This is a genomic window from Pseudomonas sp. AK106, assembly GCF_053903055.1.
The window spans coordinates 306,580-324,082 of the sequence record NZ_CP096426.1; the positions used below are offsets into that span (position 1 = coordinate 306,580).

10 protein-coding genes and 1 pseudogene are annotated in these 17,503 nt (G+C 56.1%); 2 read left to right on the forward strand and 9 right to left on the reverse strand.

Going from position 1 to position 17,503, the window contains the following annotated elements; translation table 11 throughout:
• Nucleotides 1-21: 21 nt before the first annotated feature.
• The 4 genes from otnC to M1E04_RS01435 all read right to left on the reverse strand — a co-directional run bounded on the left by otnC (nt 22) and on the right by M1E04_RS01435 (nt 3,912).
• Nucleotides 22-684, reverse strand: coding sequence for a 3-oxo-tetronate 4-phosphate decarboxylase (otnC, locus tag M1E04_RS01420; RefSeq protein WP_369319199.1), 663 nt, complete (start codon nt 682-684; stop codon nt 22-24).
• Entirely contained in the window at nt 681-1,973 is a 1,293-nt protein-coding gene (otnK, locus tag M1E04_RS01425; RefSeq protein ID WP_456292264.1) for a 3-oxo-tetronate kinase, read from the reverse strand. The genes otnC and otnK overlap by 4 nt, the downstream gene beginning before the upstream one ends.
• Nucleotides 1,974-1,983: 10 nt before the next feature.
• Nucleotides 1,984-2,970, reverse strand: coding sequence for an L-threonate dehydrogenase (gene ltnD, locus M1E04_RS01430; RefSeq protein WP_274605155.1), 987 nt, complete (start codon nt 2,968-2,970; stop codon nt 1,984-1,986).
• 120 nt (nt 2,971-3,090) lie between these two features.
• Nucleotides 3,091-3,912 (reverse strand): DeoR/GlpR family DNA-binding transcription regulator, encoded by an 822-nt coding sequence (locus M1E04_RS01435; RefSeq protein ID WP_192135051.1) that lies wholly within the window; start codon nt 3,910-3,912, stop codon nt 3,091-3,093.
• A gap of 307 nt (nt 3,913-4,219) precedes the next feature.
• Here M1E04_RS01435 and M1E04_RS01440 point away from each other — a divergent pair, with 307 nt between their 5' ends.
• Entirely contained in the window at nt 4,220-4,606 is a 387-nt protein-coding gene (locus tag M1E04_RS01440; protein ID WP_192135049.1) for an MAPEG family protein, read from the forward strand.
• Between the two features lie 198 nt (nt 4,607-4,804).
• Here the strand turns inward: M1E04_RS01440 and M1E04_RS01445 are convergent, their stop codons facing one another.
• Both M1E04_RS01445 and ligB read right to left on the reverse strand, forming a co-directional pair.
• Nucleotides 4,805-5,224, reverse strand: coding sequence for a DUF1090 domain-containing protein (locus M1E04_RS01445; RefSeq protein WP_192135047.1), 420 nt, complete (start codon nt 5,222-5,224; stop codon nt 4,805-4,807).
• A 59-nt stretch (nt 5,225-5,283) separates the two neighbouring features.
• The gene (gene ligB, locus M1E04_RS01450) at nt 5,284-6,969 is read right to left on the reverse strand and encodes an NAD-dependent DNA ligase LigB (protein ID WP_456292265.1); all 1,686 of its coding nucleotides are present in this window, start codon (nt 6,967-6,969) and stop codon (nt 5,284-5,286) included.
• Nucleotides 6,970-7,159: 190 nt separating this feature from the next.
• Between ligB and M1E04_RS01455 the strand changes: the two genes are divergently transcribed.
• Nucleotides 7,160-7,780 carry a LysE family translocator gene (locus M1E04_RS01455; protein WP_192135043.1) on the forward strand — a complete coding sequence of 207 codons (621 nt, stop codon included), beginning with the start codon at nt 7,160-7,162 and terminating at the stop codon, nt 7,778-7,780.
• Nucleotides 7,781-7,870: 90 nt separating this feature from the next.
• Here the strand turns inward: M1E04_RS01455 and M1E04_RS01460 are convergent, their stop codons facing one another.
• From M1E04_RS01460 to M1E04_RS01470, 3 genes and pseudogenes are all read right to left on the reverse strand, one after another.
• Complete coding sequence (locus M1E04_RS01460; protein WP_456292266.1) at nt 7,871-15,862, reverse strand: Tc toxin subunit A-related protein; 7,992 nt, start codon at nt 15,860-15,862, stop codon at nt 7,871-7,873.
• 530 nt (nt 15,863-16,392) lie between these two features.
• Nucleotides 16,393-17,223 (reverse strand): Tc toxin subunit A-related protein, encoded by an 831-nt coding sequence (locus M1E04_RS01465; protein WP_456292267.1) that lies wholly within the window; start codon nt 17,221-17,223, stop codon nt 16,393-16,395.
• Between the two features lie 37 nt (nt 17,224-17,260).
• Nucleotides 17,261-17,362, reverse strand: a pseudogene (locus M1E04_RS01470) (hypothetical protein); the annotation flags it as partial.
• Nucleotides 17,363-17,503 lie beyond the last annotated feature (141 nt).

Here is a 17,503-nt window from a genome sequence, read left to right on the forward strand (position 1 = left end):
TCGATCAAAACGCCGTTGGGGTTACCAGTTCACGCCGAACGTCTGGCGCAGTTCTTCCAAAGCGGCTGCGTCCAGCGGTTCAGGTTTGGGGTTGCTCATCAGCCAGAGGCGTGCGGTCTCCTCCAGCTCTTCCAGCGCATAAGAAGCCTTGGCGACCGAGCTTTCCCAGATCACCGGGCCGAGTCGCTCGAGCATCACGCCACGCACGCTGTTCGCCAGTTTCGCCACTTGTTCAGCGACGTTCGGCGAGCCGGGGCGCTCGTAGGCAATCAAGGGAATGTGCCCGACCTTCATCACCTGATACGGCGTGATGGGCGGGAGGATGTCGTCCGGTTTCCAGACGCCGGCCAGGGTCAGCGCAACCAGATGCGTCGAGTGGGTGTGCACCACGCCGCCGACGCCGGGATTGCGGTCGTAGACCTGACGATGCAGGGCCAACGTCTTCGACGGCTTGTCCCCGGAGACCCATTCGCCGGCCAGGTTGACCTTGGCGATGGCCTCGGGATCGAGGCGCCCCAGGCAGGCGTCGGTTGGCGTAATCAGCCAGCCATCGTCGAGACGCGCGCTGATGTTGCCCGCGCTGCCGACGGTGTAGCCGCGTCCGAACAGCAGACGGCCGATGGCGCAGATTTCTTCACGCTGCTTGTTTTCGGCGCTCACTGAAGGGCTGGTTACGTTGCTCATTGGGCACTCCCTGCCAGCTGCTTGAGGGCTTTGTCGAAAAAGTCACGGCCGCCGAAATTCCCTGACTTCAGCGCCAGGGCCAGAGGCGTCGCGCCGCTGCTGATGGTCGCTGGAACACCCGGGTCGATCTGCGCGCCGATCTTCAGCAAGCTCACGCCCAGCGCCTGAACCACGGCACCGGAGGTTTCGCCACCGGCGACGACAAAGCGTTTCACGCCCGCGTCAAGCAGGCCGCGGGCGATCTGCCCCAGCGCGTCTTCGACCAGCGCGCCGGCGCGTTCGACGCCGAGTTTTTGCTGCACGGCTTTGACTTCTTCCGGGCTGCTGGTCGCGTAGATCAACACGGTTTGCCCGGCATCGCGGGCGAACGCCAATGCGTCTGCCACCACCGGTTTGCCGTCAGCCAGTGCCAACGGATCGATGCGCAGGGCAGGCCGTTTGGCCTCAAGCCAGGCGGCAACCTGACCGTTGGTGGCGACCGATGCGCTGCCCGCCAATACCACTTCGCCGCCGTCGACGTGCTCAAGCTTCGCCGCATTGATGTCACGCAACTTGCCCGCTTTGCGGAAATTACCCGGCAGACCGAGCGCCAGACCCGAGCCACCGGTGAGCAGCGGCAAGTCGGCGCAGGCTTCGCCCAGCGTGTACAAATCAGCGTCCGACAATGCGTCGGCAATCGCCATGACCACGCCGTCCGCACGCAGCTCTTTGATGCGCGCACGCACGCCGTCGACGCCTTTGGCGATGCTGTCGTAACGCAGCAAGCCGACTTTCTGCGTAGTCTGGGATTGCAGCACGCGCACCAGATTGGCGTCGGTCATCGGCGTCAGCGGATGGTTTTGCATGCCGCATTCGCTGAGCAGTTGGTCCTGCACGAACAAGTGGCCGCGGAAGATCGTGCGACCGTTCTCCGGGAACGCCGGGCAGGCCAGGGTGAAGTCGCTGTTCAGCGCCTTGAGCAGCGCATCGCTGACCTGGCCAATGTTGCCTTTGGCGGTGGAATCGAACGTCGAGCAGTACTTGAAGAAGATCTGCTCACAGCCGCGATCACGCAGCCAGTGCAGCGCGGCGAGGGATTCTTCAACCGCTTCTGCCACCGGCGTGGTGCGGGATTTCAGCGCGATGACGATGGCGTCGGCATCCAGTTCAGCCAGGCTTTCGGCGCTCGGGATGCCAATGCTCTGCACGGTGCGCATTCCACCCCGCACCAGCATGTTGGCCAGGTCGGTGGCGCCGGTGAAGTCATCGGCAATGCAGCCCAACAGAGGGCGCGGAGTCGTGGTGCTCATCAGCGTCATCTCAGTTGTTTTCAGGCTTGGCGGTGGGCAGTTCGATGCCCGGGAAAATCTTGATCACGGCAGAGTCATCCTCGCGGCCAAAGCCAGCGGTAGAGGCCTGCATGAACATCTGGTGGGCGGTGGACGACAACGGCAGCGGGAATTTGCTGGCGCGGGCGGTATCCAGCACCAGGCCCAGGTCTTTGACGAAGATGTCCACGGCCGACAGCGGCGTGTAGTCCGCTTTGAGGATGTGCGGCACGCGGTTCTCGAACATCCACGAGTTACCGGCGCTGTTGGTGATCACTTCGTACAGCGCGTCCGCGTCTACGCCTTCGCGCAGGCCCAGGGCCATGGCTTCGGCGCTGGCGGCGATGTGGACGCCGGCCAGCAGCTGATTGATGATTTTGACTTTCGAACCCAGGCCATGAACGTCGCCCAGGCGATACACCTTGCCCGCCATGCCGTTGAGGATCGCGTCGGCCTTGGCGTAGGAATCAGCCGGGCCGGAGGTCATCATGGTCATCTCGCCAGCAGCTGCCTTGGCCGCGCCGCCGGAGATCGGCGCGTCGAGGTAGAGCAGGCCTTTTTCGGTGAGGCGCTGACCCAGTTCGATGGCGAAGGTCGGTGCGACCGTGGCGCAACCGATGATCAGGCTGCCCGGGCGCAGGGCGGCGACTGCGCCGTTGTCGCCGAACAATACGGTTTCGGTCTGCTCGGCATTGACCACGACGGTGATGATCACGTCGCAGGCAGCGGCCATGCTCGCAGGAGATTCACAGGCAACGCCGCCTTCGCTGGCGAATTGCTCGGTCACGGCCGCGCGCACGTCACAGGCATGAACGTTGAAGCCGCTGCGCAGCAGGGAGCGCGCAATGCCCAGGCCCATCGCACCCAGACCAATGACGCCGACATTCTTGTTATTCATGAATCTCTCCTCGGGTGAGCGCCGAAGTTCATCAGCACTCGAACGGTGTTTGTTCTGATCTGTTAAAGATAGTGAACCCATGATCGGATAATGTGAAGAGCTTTTTTGAATTAACAAAAATTAACATTGCTGCTGTCGGGCACAAAAAAGCCCCAGTCGAGACTGAGGCCTGGTAACCATCGACTGTAGAAGCGCGCTGAATTAGCGTGGCTGGTCCACCGACGCCAACATCAATTCAACCCCCAGTCCTCGAATGCTGTCCGCTGCGCCGTGGGCGAGGCGGTCGTCGCTGATGATCGTGTCGAACTGCTCCAGACCGGCGACCTTGTACATGCCGAACGTGCCGTATTTCGTGCTGGTCGTCAGCAACACTGTGCGCGACGCCGACTGCATCGCCGCTTGCTTGACCTCAACCTTGAGCGCGGAGGGCGTGGTCGTGCCTCGCTGCAGATCCCATGAGCTGGTGGACATGAACGCGACATCGGTTGCCAGTTGCCGCAACGTCGCCGCTGCCAGCCCGCCGACACAGGATCGGTTCGGGTGGTCCAGCAAGCCGCCGGTATGAATCACATCTACGTGGGCTGCGTCAGCGAGTGCATTGACCACGCCGAAGTCGTTGGTGACCACGGTCATGCCCGCCAGCGCGACGATGTACGGGACAATTTCCAGCGTGCTGGTGCCGGCGTCCAGGTACACGGTCATCTCGGGGTGCAGCAGGCTGGCGGCCAGTTTGGCCATCGCCTGTTTGTGCGGCAGCTCGACCACTGCCTTGGACTGATGACTCGGCTCGCTGTGAACCTGGCTGGCGATGCGCACCCCGCCGGTCACCGAATAGGCACGGCCACTTTGCTCAAGCAGCGCGATGTCGCGGCGGACGGTCATGTGCGAGCAGTCGAACATGTCCATGAGCTGATGCACGCTCAGCACTTGATGCTTGCGCAGCTGACGCAGCATCAACTCCCGGCGCTGATCGGGAATCATCGGCGCTGCGCCACTGAGGGTGGCGTCTTCTTCGCTGGACATGCAGGCTCCTGGGCAACGAGATACAGCCGCGGTCGGCTGGGTGGCTGGCATCTTAGCCAATCGGGATGGCGGTGGCAGTAACGACGAGCAAACTGCACGCGGGTTGTTCTCTGTAGGACTGGCTTCAGCCGGGAAGGGGCCGGTGTGTGCGCCATCAAATTTGCGGTGTGGCGGGTGATGCCTTCCCGGCTAAAGCCGGTCCTACGATTGCATTCGTTGCCTGTAAGAACCTTTCGACGGGCCGTGGCTCTTAGGCTGTAGATGGGCGTTTTCTAATGAAGCTCAAATTCTAAAAAAGGATGCAGGTATGACCGTCGCGTTTTGGTGTGTGTTGATCGTGATTCTGTTGCCGATAGGGTGCGCTGGCATTGCCAAGTTCAGCAGCGGCAAATTCAGTGCACGGCACAATCATGACCCCCGGGACTTTCTCGACCGCCTCGAAGGTCTCCCGCGCCGCGCCCACAATGCGCAGCTCAATAGTTTTGAAGCGATTCCCGGGTTTGCCGCTGGCGTAATCATCGCCCACGTCGCCGGCGTGGCGCAGTTGGTGACGATCGACGTACTCGCCGTGCTGTTCGTGACCAGCCGCCTGCTCTACATCATCTTCTATCTGGCGGATCTCGCGACGTTGCGTTCGCTGGCCTGGATCGTCGGGCTTGGGCTGGTGATTGCGTTGTTTGGCGTCTCAGTCTGATCGCTCAGCGCTTTTGACGCTGCGCGGTCAGTTGGCGCACCTGGCTACTGTGGGAGGGAGCTTGTGTGGGAGGGAGCTTGCTCCCGAAGAGGCCAGTGTAGTAGCTGCAAATCCGATGGGTCTGATACCGCCTCGCGGGCCAGGTGGAGCGCCACCCCGGTCACTCCCACACAAAAAGACACAGGCCCGCAGACGACCTTACTCGTCATCCTCGTCGGGCTGCACCTTCTCCAGTTTTTCCTGCTCGTCCTGCAGTTCCTTGCGGGACTCGGCCAGCTTGTCTTTACGCTTGTCGATTTTCTCCGGATCGCCCTTGCTCATGGCCTTGTTCAGGTCCGCCTGGCGACGGCTGACTTCACGCTTGGCATCCAGCACCTTCTGTTCCTGCTGCTTGACCAGGTCGATGTCGGTGCAGTTGGCGTTCAATTCGCTCAGGGCTTTTTGCAGCCCGGCCTGTTGATCGGTGTTGCCGGCGGCTTTGGCGCTCTCAATCTGAGTGGCGATGTCCTGGCGCTTCGCGGCGCATCCGGACGGTTCCGGCGCCTGCTCGGCTGCAAACACGGGTGCGGCCAGAAACCCGCACGCGGTGAATGCAAAAAGGGATGTCAGGAATTTCATGGATACTCCTTGAATACACGTAGCCGCACGCTCTACACCATCATGCGGCCCTGAAAATACTAAAAACCGTTGATGCCTTCGTCCTTCAGCTGCCTGCTTAGGGCCTGCACCTGCGGGTCTTGAAAAAATGCATGTAACTGCTTCGCACGTCCCGAGCCAATGCCGGGTTCGGCCTGCCATTCAACGACGCTTCGCGAGGCCAGCGCTGCCCACGAATCACCCAGATCAACGCCCGTGGCCGGCGGTAAACCGATGGCTTTGAGCCACACGACAAAGGTTTTATCGCGTGCAGCCTGAAAACTTGCCAGCAGTTTAGCGCTGCTGCGCTCGCCCATGCCGGGAATGTTAGCAAGCTGTGCACCATCGAGGGTCATCCAGCCCAACAAACCCTTTAATTGCCCTGCCTGAATCAACTTATCCCACGTGCCCGGCCCTACGCCGCTGAGCGCCAACCCCTTCTTCCCGCCCAGCCATTTCAACCGTTCGCGGAACTGGCTTTCGCAGCCCTCGACCGGCTGCCAGCAACTCAGCGAATGAAAATCCTCAGCGCGCGGAACGCTCAGCGGCGCCCGCTCGACGCTTCGCGACACCACCTCATCCAGCCGCGGAATCGTCAGCCCGGCCAGGCTGATTGCGACCTGATCCCCAGGCCGAATGTCCATCTCCTGCCAACGCTTGAACGAACCGACGCTGATGCGATTAATCATGCGGTCATCCAGGCGCACCGGTTCGACATCCAGAACGGGCGTGATCTTGCCGCTGCGCCCGACGTTGAAATGAACCTTGCGCACCTCGGCCAGCGCCTGCGCAAACGGGTACTTCCATGCCGCGATCCAGTAAGGCGCTTTCGCCTGCCAGCGCTCGGCTGACGGACGCTCGCCCTGCCGCATAACCACGCCATCGGTGGCAAACGGCAGCGGCGAACGGTACCAGTGCTCTCGCCAGTTTTTCGCCTGAATGAAACCCTCCAACGGCTCACTGAAGCGCGCGCTGTCCTCGAAACCCATGGCCCTGAGCCCTGCCAATCGCTCGGTCATGTCCGACGGACCTTCTGGCCAGTCCCAGACGAACAGCCCGATATTCGCGCCTTCCTGTTCGCTGATCGCGTGACGCGCCAGCAGCCCGGCCACTTTGCTGCGAGCGTTCAGACTGCCGGCGTCCGCCTGAACGTGATCTGTCAGCTTCCAATACAACTCGCCCTGGAGGATCACGGTCTTTTCCCAGGCGAGATGGCGAGGGATCGCCTCGATCTGGTGGGCATGTCCGGTCCAGTCCTGACCGAAAACCCCGTCGCCCCGGCTGATGGCGCTCACCAGTTTCCCGTCGACATACACCAGCGTGACCGCCACGCCGTCCACTTTTGGCTGAATCCATAGATCGCTTCGGCCTTCAAGCCATGCCTGAACGGCGGCCTCGCCCGGCAATTTGGTCAGGCCTGTGTGAGGGATGGGGTGGGCGACGGAACCGCGCGCGGTTTTCAGCGGATTGGAAGGCGACGCCGAAGTGGCGGCGAAACAACTGCGCAGATCGGCGAGTCGCTGAACGGATTGGTCGTACAACTCATCGGCCACCAGAGACACGCCTTGGCGGTGATAGCTGTCGTCCCATTGGGTGATCTGGGTTTGCAGCGAAAGGATCTCGCTTCGGGCTTTGGCCGGTGGCCAGTCGGGGCATGTTTGCGCGTTTGCATGGATGGCCAGAAGAGGCAGTGCACAGAGGACCATTGCGCGAAGGCAGAGCAGCATCGGAGCGTCCTTGCCGGGGGAGGGACTGCAAGGCTAGGTTTTCCCGATGGGTGTTTCATCGCGCCTTGGTTACCGCGTTTGTCTCGTACCGATACAGCCAGGCCCTGATTCCCCGCGCAGCTGTGCCTTGAGCCGCGCGCCCACGAGTGCAAAATGATGTTTCATCCCGGCAACTGGAAGAGACACTGCCATGGACCTGTCGACCCTCGCTGTTTTCATCCCCGCCTGTTTCGCCCTGAACATGGCGCCGGGCCCGAACAATCTGCTCTCCATCAGCAATGCGTCGCGCTACGGATTTATCAGTGCCTGTTCGGGCGGCATTGGTCGGTTGCTGGCATTCGCGATCATGATCGCGCTGGCAGCGGTTGGGCTTACAGCGGTGCTGCATACGTCCGAGTGGCTGTTTCATACGATCAAGATTGTGGGGGCGGCGTATCTGTTCTATCTGGCTTTACAACTGTGGCGAGCGCCATGCGAGGCGCACGATGTCGAAGCCGGCGCGCAGGCCGGAGTGACGAGACTGGCGCGCCAGGAGTTTCTGGTCGCCATCGGCAATCCCAAAGCCATTCTGTTGTTTACGGCGTTCCTGCCGCAGTTTGTGGATCGTTCCGGCGTGGTCACCACTCAGTTCGCACAACTGGGGGCGATGTTTCTGGTGCTGGAATGTATCGCCATCGCGCTGTACTGCTGGATGGGGGTGCATGCGCGTCGGTTGTTTGCCCAGGCGGGTGGCAAGCGGCTGTTCAATCGGGGGTGTGCGGGGTTGTTGGCGAGTGCGGCGTCGTTTTTATTGGTGGCGCGGCGGGGTTAATACGTATTCAGCCCACGGAAATGGGCTGAATCCAGGTAATCGTCAAAGGCCATGAAATGATCATGACCCCCGACGTGGCGCTTGTTGCGGTTACGGCTTGTCTCGCAGCGCTTTCACCTTGTCAGTGAAGTCTTTACCGCCGTCTACTGCGGTGTAGACCATATGAAGCTGGATGCTCTTAACCAGCGCTTTATCCCCGTTGACCAATGACTTGACGAATTGCTCGTCAGGAAAGCTCAGCTGCCAGCGCGATATCGCACCGGTGCCCTCGAATGGCAAATACCGGCCATCGTGGAACATCAGTTCATATACCCAATCCCCTGGCCCAAAACCCAATCCGTCATCTGCAGTGCCTGACGATAGGGCGATTTGCTGTTGCGCTCGTAAATTACGTTTAACGCTGGCAGGTGGTTTGGTGGCTAGACCGTAAAGATGCTCAGCCCCATCTTTGACAGGCTCGATCAGCGTCGTGCTGTCGGTTTGGGTCAGAATCGTGCTGACCTCTTTCATGGTATCGCCGGCTTCGGCAGCCATTACGAACGAAACCGATACGTGCTTGAGCTGCCGCAGGTAATGGCCAGGATAGCTCCGGTCGAAGTCGGCGGATTTAATGTCGCATGTCAGAGGGGTGCTCTTCAGCCCCTTAAGGATCTTGAGACCTGTATCAGTCTGCGCCTCCCATATATTGATCGTTTTTCTGATCGTCAAGCGACGCTCATTGCTTTGCAGGTACGCATTTTCCATTTCCTGCAAATCGACCAGCAACGACTCGCCCGCCAGCATGCCTTTGTAGGAGTCGATCCATGCGCTGGTCTTAACAAACGCAGGTCGTTTGTAATCGCCGATCTCGTAACGCCAGGCGGCTTCGGCGCTCAGGCACAACGACAAGACGGCGTCATAGGCTGGTGCATAGAGCAGTTCCTGACGGGCGACGAGCCAGTTGTAGATGGGGATGATGGTGAAGCCGGTCGTCATGGCCATGTGGGCTTCTTCGAGGTTTTTGCGATAGGTACGGGCCTCATCCATAGATAAGGTGGCTACGTTTAGTTCGATATTGGTTTCTTTCAGCTGCAGGTCGATGGACTGAATATCCAACGCTGCGAGGCCCTGTTCGAATGTCCATCCGTTCGCCCGGCGTTCGTAGCCCGCTTCAACAAGGAGTTTGTCTGCAAGATACTTGGAGGCTTTAGCACCGATTTCGGCCAACTCAGAGAACGTGTCAATGGTTTTTGAAGGTTCATTTCCGCCGACTGCCAAGCCATAAATGTTCGGCACCACTGCCTTGATTGCACTGGCAAGAAGCTTTGGCGGCATTGAAGTGTTTTCCAGTATTGCCGCCGTCCACTGCAGGCCTGTTGCCGCCTCCTCCCTTGCAGACCGCCCAACTTCAATCAGATTTGTGAAGTGATCCTTCTTGAAAGTCGCTATCTCCTTGCTTATCAACAATGTTTCCATTTTAGCCTTGACCGAGTTGATTGCCTCCTGCTTAAGTCTTAATGTGAAATCGGAGATTCTGATCTCCTGCTGTTTTAGCAGCACGGAAAGGGTAGTGTTGAACTCATCCTCCATCAGCTTCATGTAATGCCGACCCATGTCCTGAAGTTGCTGTACCGCAGCTCGGGCCATGGGGATCAACTGTCTGAACCGGTAGGCCGGTATTTGCATGCGGTCGCTGTTGTAGCTGCTGATGAGATGACCGATGCCTCGTTGGGCGAACCCGAAAGGGTCTGTGCCTTCTGTGCGCCAGTCCATGACCGGCAGCAGTTTTCCGTCCAGCGTCAGGCCGTGGCGTAGATTGAACAGGCGATGTTCGATTATTTTCCGCGTTTCTATAACGCGTTCATTGATCGGCATACGGAATGCCGAGCCTTCCAGTTGGCTCAGTGCGGTAGGCACCCAACGCGACACCGCCGTGCGCTCTGGTAAGGGCCCGATCAGCTTCAGCGCTTTTTGATAGCTTAGCCAAGCGTGATTGAGCGTGCTCGGGGTAAGTTGACGGTAAAAATGGTCGCCCTGGCGCTGCCAGTTTTCCACCATCGAAAGGAACACCGCTTGCCGGTTGTATCGCGACAGAATGAAAGCTCTGGTCGTGGGGTTCACCACCTTTTGCAACTCTGAGGTACCTGTCCCCGCATCCGCGAGGGGACGGGTGTTCCAGAAGGGCGGACGCTGTTTTTCGTCTTTCTGTGTTCTGTAGGGGTCGAACAAATACTGGGTGTACCAACGCTCAGCCTCATCGAATTGTTGTTGTTCGCTCAGGCGAGTGGCTACGAGATTCGGCAAATGCAGGAACAATTCGCGGAAATACGCGCCATTGGCGCCATGGAAGTCGACCCGAGGCGTGGGGATGCTGTCATCAATAGTCGGTTCCTCAATGCATTGCGCCTCCCATTCAAGTGCGCGTTCAACACTGCGCGTTGCGCGGGACACCAGCTGTTTGCCAAATAACGTATTTAGCCGAATGGCGTTTGAGGGGAGGACGGGGCTGCGCTCGGCGACTGAGCTCAAGTCCAGGTACTGCGCTTGTTGGTCATCCCTTTTTATCGCGATCTTCCACTCCTCCTCCAAATCCGCCGTCTGGAAGTCGAAAGTGGAGAAGACGTTCTGCATGGGATCGCCTGCTTCACAAAGAGCAAACATATAAGGGCCCGAAGTTGCACAAATGTACTCCTGGCTGATAACCGCTTGGCCGTTGGCCACAACGCTTTCCTCGGTCAATCTACTGAAGGAGTTCTCGTTAGGTCCCTTGGCATACAGTCGGAGGTCTATCTTTTCATAGGCTGCCGGGTTGACGATTATTTGCATTGGCAACGACTTTATAAGTTTCGGAGGGAGCGTGAAAAGCTCTATCCTGAAACTTTCTTCAAACAAATAGTCGGCTTTTTTTAGCTTAACGCTGTAAGTCCTGCTTTGAAGGTTGATGGTGGTTGTCTCGTCAGGATCAAACTGTTCAGAGATATATTGTTGGTGGGCGGTTACCGAGTAACCCACGCGAATAAATTTTTTATCGGTGGTTTCCAGTTTGATCAGGAGGGTGCATGGCTCTCCTGGGGTATAAGAGATGTTGTTCTGCTGGCAGGTGACTCTATAATGGCAAAGGGCTGAAGAAAATTCAGCATTGATACCAATATAACTAACCGTTGGGGCGACAGATTTTTTTATGATTGATTTAGGGTAGTGAGCAGTGATCTGTATCACGTTTTCACGTTTGCGTGCTGCGTCTAGCGTCATGGGCAAGTTCAAGTTTGCAAAGAATTGATTCTTTTCGGAAGAGGATTGTTTATTATGAGTGCCGGGTGCTACTAGGGGGATTTTTTCAAGGGTACTAACGTCTTCGACTGTCACACCGCCCGTCATTCCTTTAACGGTGATCTCAACAATTTTAAATCTTGTGCTGTCGACAGCCCAGAAAGGAATTTGCAGTAAGAAAGGATATGCTTTGGCGAATTTTTCGTGAAATCCTGTGGGTTTATCTATAAGTTCACTGCCTGCGCCACTGTCCAGGTAATTGTAGATCTCATCTACTACCCACGGATTAAAATTTGGGGTTGATAGCGAGTGTTCATTATATTTTTCTAGCGCAAAAAGTATCATGCCCCATTCTTGCTCGCGACGATTCATCCCGTTTTTATTCATCGAGTCCGGGTGTTGGATCTTTCTGATATCACCGAAAGCTTTATAAGCTGATTTGCTGAAAGATTCCGCGATTTTCCCGCTCGAGGACTCTTTCTTATCAATGAGCAGCAAGTCCCTAGACTCGATGAAATAATCTTTGTGAAAAGTTCCGCAGCTCGCGGCCTCTGCCGTTTCGTTTTGGGCGGTATAGGCGCAGTCATAGAGCATCACTCTCAACCAAGGATCCTTGGCGCGTTCTCCTTCCGAGTCCACCAGTGCGACCAGGCCGGGCACATAGGTATCGTCTTTCAGATAAGCATTATCTGCATCCGGCAAACGTTCCCCGTCTTTTGTACCATCCAGGCAGAGAAGCTCATTAGGCGGTGACCAAAAACCATCGCTTTGTTTGTAAATGTACTGAACAGTCAGCTTCTTGAACTTGGTAGGCGTCTGGTTTTTCTCATCGGCGCTGGGAAGGCCTACCGTCCCGCGCTCAACCCAAAATACATAAGGCCGCCCCTCGATCATCACCGGGCGGATCGTGTCACAAGTGTGTTTGATGGTCTTCTTGTCCCTTGTTATCTCTCTGTAGCTGCTTTGTGTGATTTGGCCACCAGGTGCGACGCTAATCTTTTCCCACTCCGTCCAAGCCAGCGGGCTCAAGCGTTCTTTGTCATCACGCAGGCCCATGTCTACCGAGCGCCAGTAGTACTCAGGGGGCGACGTGTTGGTTTTGCCAATAAAATGATAAGTGTCGCTTTTAGGATCTACGCCGTCCAAATACCCGCTAACAACCTGCAGGTTGCTGGTCTGTTCAAACTTAGTCAGGTAGCTGGTAATGGCAGTTTGCAGTAGTGCGGGATCAAGCTTGCCTTGGTTGAGCTCGACTTCCAGGGATTGGAATGCGGCGGTTTTATTTGGCCGGTTTGCATAATAAATTAAATTTTCCGGGTGGTTGATCTGAGTTTTCCAGATTTTCCATAGTCCATATTCACTCATGTACTCTCGCCACACCGTCGAGGCGGCTTCCGGAATTGCGGCATTCAAATAGCCAGGTTCCAGACGGGCAAACAGCCTGTGCAAATAATGCTGCAGACTGGCAATATGCTTAATGGCAACGCAGGTAGTGGCAGCTGAGCTGACCAGGATATCTGTCAGAAAGTAGTTGGACAGGTCATCGAACGAATTAATCTGCGTTTTGGTAGCGTCAGTGGAGGGCGCCCAATGTCCTAGCAGGTAACCCGCCAATGCATCACACCACTTTTCCTGCAAGAGTGACTGGACCGACGCTGACTCCATCTCGCTACATGCACCCAGTAACAGCCGCGCGGTATTTCGATACGCATCAAATGTCGCGTTCCTGTCAAGCCTGTACATGTCCAGAACTGAACGGAACCGCAATTTCGTCAAAGTGCAAAGGCGCTGTGATCTCAGCACGTAATCAATGTCGCTTAAGGTGCTTTTCAGACCTGATGCTACTTGAGGCTCAAGCTTTCCTAACTCAGGCTCCAAACTTTCCGGGTCATATTTCGTCAAGGTCAGCGGAGATTTATTTCTTTGATATAGCTCCATTTCTTTCCACAGGGTAGGCTTCGTTTCTGGCAAATATTGGCTCGCAAACACTCGCAGAGGCGCCGGGTTATCGCTCATGAATGTTTTGAATTTGTCGTACATTCCGCGTTCAATGTCAGCCTCTGTGCCTCCGCTCGATGTTCTGTTTTCCAACATGTACAAATTAAGCAATTCGGCCATTGCGCCTCTGGGCCTTTGCTCCCAGCGATCGTAGAGCGCTTTCTCAGCAGGTTTGAGCAATTTTAGGAAGTCATCAAATGTGGCCACGGCCTTGACGGGCTGTGCTGACAATAGACTTGCTTCCAACGGATGTTCTTTCACTTTTTGCAACGAAGACATCAGCGACAAGGCTTCGCTCTCGGACCAGCCCGTCAATTTTCCTAAACGCTGGGACGAAGCGACGACTGCCTCGGTATCGTCGGCGGCTGGAATGTTGCCGAAGAAGGCCAGCGCGTCTTTCTCTTCAAAACCATTTTCTTCACATTTGGACACCCAGTCGTGGTAATGCCCGATCTGGTAGCACAGATCGAGATTCAACACAGGCAGCACTGTTGACGGCGCCGTGTTATCCAGCGTGGTTTGTTCAAGCGAAAACCATTCGGGCTTATTCAGCAGCGCGCTCAAGCCTGCTGCGCTCAACTTGAAATGCTTGATCACCTGCGCATGGCGAGCGAGATTGCTCCATAGCGCGACATCAAGGCCATTTGCGGTCGCACCGGATTGCTCTGGTGGACCGGATTCTGCTTCGAGGATTCCAGCGAGGACCTCAAGGCGCGAGACGCTCACCCACTGCAGTAATGGCAGAGCATGTTCAGGCTTCAGGGCCAGGACATCGTTCGATTTACCAAACGCTGCGCCAATGATGTGCTTTACCGCATCTTCTTGGGCGATCACTGCGTTTTGTATGAGCGACCCAAGACCATCAGCTATCTCCACCAAATTGGCTTTGGCTATGAGCAGGCCGGAAGTGCTAGCAACTTTGCCTACCATCGCCTCGGTCAATTGACTGGCGAGGGGACCGGAGGTCTCCAGGGCAAACGATTTAATAAGGCCGCTGCTGTCAATGTAAGCGGACAGCGTGTCCAGCCATGAACCCGATATGAGCATTACACCCGCCCCAGCGGTCTGAGCGAGGCCCGACTCGGTGACCAGTGACGATTTGATTCGCGGGACAGCGTCAAGAACGGTGCGTTGGATGCGCGCATCCAAAGCGAAATACGATTTAAGGCTGGCGGGTATGTTAGCGGGGTAGGGCGTGAGCCAACTCAAAAGCGCGGTCGGCGTGATCCTGTGCTCGCGCAGCCAGTGGTCCAGATTCGCAAGGCCAATCAATACATCGAGGACGTCGGTCGTCTTTTCATCGCTGGCAATCACCGGTTTGCCAGCCAGTTGTGCCATGACCTGAGGGTTAGCGGCGTCGAGCAGTGCGATCAGGCTGGCGCCCTCGTTCATGCCCAGGCGCATAAGTCGCGGCAATCGAGTAAGACGGTATAACGACGAAAAGACCCCAAGCGTCAGGGCATGCTGTTTCACGCCCAACGTCCGTTTGATCTGGTTCAGATATAGAATTGCCACGTTCTCTTCAAGCGCGAACGCTCTGCAGAGTTCAGCGATCATGGGGTTTGGTGCAGCATTCTCGACGCCCGTGGTCGTGGGGAGTTCAAACACCCGTGCATCGAGCACCAGCGGCGTATCGATTTCTGCCAGCGTGCCTGCCACTGGGCCATCAAGTACTCTATTGAGAAACGGCTTGGTTTCACCTACGGCATAAGGCGTCACCTCATCTATCAGCGCCGCGAATTGCTCGGCAGAAATCTGATATTCATTTCGCAGGTGTTTGAATACGCCCAATGCCCTGAGGGTGTTTTCCGTAATGGTGAAGTCTTTGGTCTGACCTTCCGCGCGCAGCGCGGCCATGACCAGAAGATCTACTTCCGAGTAGGGCAACTGCAGGGCGTGTTGCAGGTGAATGATTTTGTGGATGCGGCCGAGGTGGTCCGCATTGGCGCCTTTGATTCGCAGTGAGATACCTGCTCCGCTTAACGTGTCTTGCAGCGTAAGGGCGGGGGCAGTGGCGTTATTGATAAAAGCTGCGCCGAAAATGTGTCCCGCGATCGGCGCCGTGTTCTTACCGGCTGGCAAGTAGGCGCTTGACTGTTTAACAGCGGTAAATGCCTCCTGGCCCTCGTCTGCTACGCCGGACACAGCGAGCAAATCAACAATATCTTCCGGCTTCAACCCTGTTTGCCGCGCAAGAAATTCGACATCACTCAATCGTTCCAGCGCGTGCTCCGCAGTGCCTGTCACGCCGTAGCGCTTTAGCAAAAAGTCGGCAACTGTGCTGTCGCTTTTTTCCAGCAATAACGCTTGCAGTGCGGGACTGAATCCGGTGGCTTTGCGCATGATATTACGCAGTTGATCGGTTCGTAGGTTTCCGTAAACGAAGTTGGGGTAGGCATAATCAGTCTGCTGTAGCAGATTAAACAGGGAGGACTGTCTAACGCTAAGTACGGCGTTGATTTGTTCAAGGGGATAATGAAAGGGTAACTGCACAGGGTACTGTGCGTTGGCGATTCGCTCTGACAGGACGGTTTTGTCCCCTACGTGGAGTTTTGCCTCACGTGTCATCGCCTCTATGACCAGGGTTAGCGCGGGTATGTGGGCTTCAAGACTGCCTTCATCAAGTACCCGTTCGCCTATATCCGGGCGCCGTGTGGCGAGCCTGATCTGAGTAGCGGCGTCGCCAAGCTTTTCAAGCTCTAGTGCTTGGTGGTAAAGCGCGTGAAGATAGGCGAGCGGGCTGTTATTGGCCTCCAGTGCATCAGAAGAGCATGTATCGGAGACTTGTTCGGGAAAGAGCTCTCTGAACACGGCTGAAGTGATTGTGTCGTCCATGATCGTATTCCTATACACGCGGGATTAGATTGCGGGATCGCAACTAATACTCAGGGTAGACGCGGGGGCCGCGATCTGTAGAAATGCCAGACGAAGTGCTATTTGCTAAAGGCTATATGAAACAGTGGATTAGCTACGGCTATCGCCTGTCGCTATAACAGTAATCGCGAATGTGTCTAACTATAAAGCTTTCTTGACTCCCAGGTTGCTGGAGTGCAGGGCAGCGTCACTCCGCTATATATTTATAAGTTTTCAGTGTACAGAAATCCCCAACGAGTTTCGTTTGAGGGATTTCATAGGTCTTCCAGCTAACAGCTGCTTTAAGGTGCTGCTGCCAACTATCAGGTTGGCATAATGGCTTTCACTTTTTCAGTGAATTCATTGCCTCCTTCTACCGCTGTCTAAACAAGGTGAATCTGGATTTTTACGAGAGCGGTTTTCTTGTCGGCGCTGATGAGTGGCCTCGCAAATTCAGCGTCCGGAAAACTCAGTTTCCAGCGGGAAATGGCAGCCGAACCTTCAAATGGTTATTAACGGCCGTCACGGAACAACAGCTCATACATCCAGCCATCCTTGCCTAGTCCCAATCCATCATCAGCGACTTGAGACGACGATGCAATTTGCTGGTTAGCGCGCAAACTGCGCTTGATTTCCGGCGGCGCTTTTGTCGCGTTGTAGAGATAACCCAACCCCTCTTCAGTGGGTTCGACCAGCGTTGTGCTATCTACTTGAGTCAGAATGGCAATGATGTTTTCCAAGTCCATGCCACTACTCGACGTCATGACGAAAGAGATAGAAACGTGCTTGAGTTGACGCAGATAATGACCTGGGTAGTTTTTGTCTAAATCGACAGCCTTGAGCTCCAGGGTAATAGGCGTGGTGGCCAAGCCGCTTATCGTGGCCAGCCATGCAGCATCCGTTTGCTTGCCTTTCATATCGATGGTCTTTTTGATCGTCAGGCGGCGCTCTCGGCTATGCAGATAGGCATTCTCCATTTCCACTGGAGCTCGACCACTGTTGTAGGTGCTCATCACATGATCGACGTTGCGCTGGGTGATGCTGAGACCATCTGTGCCTTCGGTTTGCCAGCCGATGGCGGGTAATATCCTGCCGTCAATGGTCAGCCCGTGGCGAAGATTGAACAGTCTTTGCTCCACCGTTTTTCGCGCATTAATAATCCGCTCGTTACTGCGCGTCCGAAATGACCAGCTTTGTATATTCTTGAGCGGGTCAGCAACCCATCGCGATACTGAAACCCGCTCTGGCAGCGAACCGATTAGCTTGAGTGCTTTTTGATAACTCAGCCATGCGTGATTGAGACTGCTGGGCGTAAGCCGCCGATAAAAGGCTGCCTTGATCAAGCACTCGTTCACCGATATCCGGCCTCCTCTCGGCGAGAGTAATCCTGCTTTGGGGATCGCCCTTCGCTTCAACACCTAACGCCATCTGATACAGCGCGTGCAGGTAGGCAATGGGACAGTTATTGGCACTCAAGTGCATCGGAGGAACATCTGTCAGCGACTTGGTCGGGAAATAGCTTTCCGTAAACCACTGAAGTAGTGGTGTCGTCCATGATCGAGTTCCTTTTACGCTGGATGAATTGCGAGATTCGCAGTTATTAATCCAGCGTAGAGACAAGTG

What these genes read in the sequence shown, in the direction of transcription:
- otnC (WP_369319199.1), bottom strand. Translation starts at nt 684, where the DNA reads ATGAGCAACGTAACCAGCCCTTCAGTGAGCGCCGAAAACAAGCAGCGT.
- otnK (WP_456292264.1), bottom strand. Translation starts at nt 1,973, where the DNA reads ATGAGCACCACGACTCCGCGCCCTCTGTTGGGCTGCATTGCCGATGAC.
- ltnD (WP_274605155.1), bottom strand. Translation starts at nt 2,970, where the DNA reads ATGGGTTCACTATCTTTAACAGATCAGAACAAACACCGTTCGAGTGCT.
- M1E04_RS01435 (WP_192135051.1), bottom strand. Translation starts at nt 3,912, where the DNA reads ATGTCCAGCGAAGAAGACGCCACCCTCAGTGGCGCAGCGCCGATGATT.
- M1E04_RS01440 (WP_192135049.1), top strand. Translation starts at nt 4,220, where the DNA reads ATGACCGTCGCGTTTTGGTGTGTGTTGATCGTGATTCTGTTGCCGATA.
- M1E04_RS01445 (WP_192135047.1), bottom strand. Translation starts at nt 5,224, where the DNA reads ATGAAATTCCTGACATCCCTTTTTGCATTCACCGCGTGCGGGTTTCTG.
- ligB (WP_456292265.1), bottom strand. Translation starts at nt 6,969, where the DNA reads ATGCTGCTCTGCCTTCGCGCAATGGTCCTCTGTGCACTGCCTCTTCTG.
- M1E04_RS01455 (WP_192135043.1), top strand. Translation starts at nt 7,160, where the DNA reads ATGGACCTGTCGACCCTCGCTGTTTTCATCCCCGCCTGTTTCGCCCTG.
- M1E04_RS01460 (WP_456292266.1), bottom strand. Translation starts at nt 15,862, where the DNA reads ATGGACGACACAATCACTTCAGCCGTGTTCAGAGAGCTCTTTCCCGAA.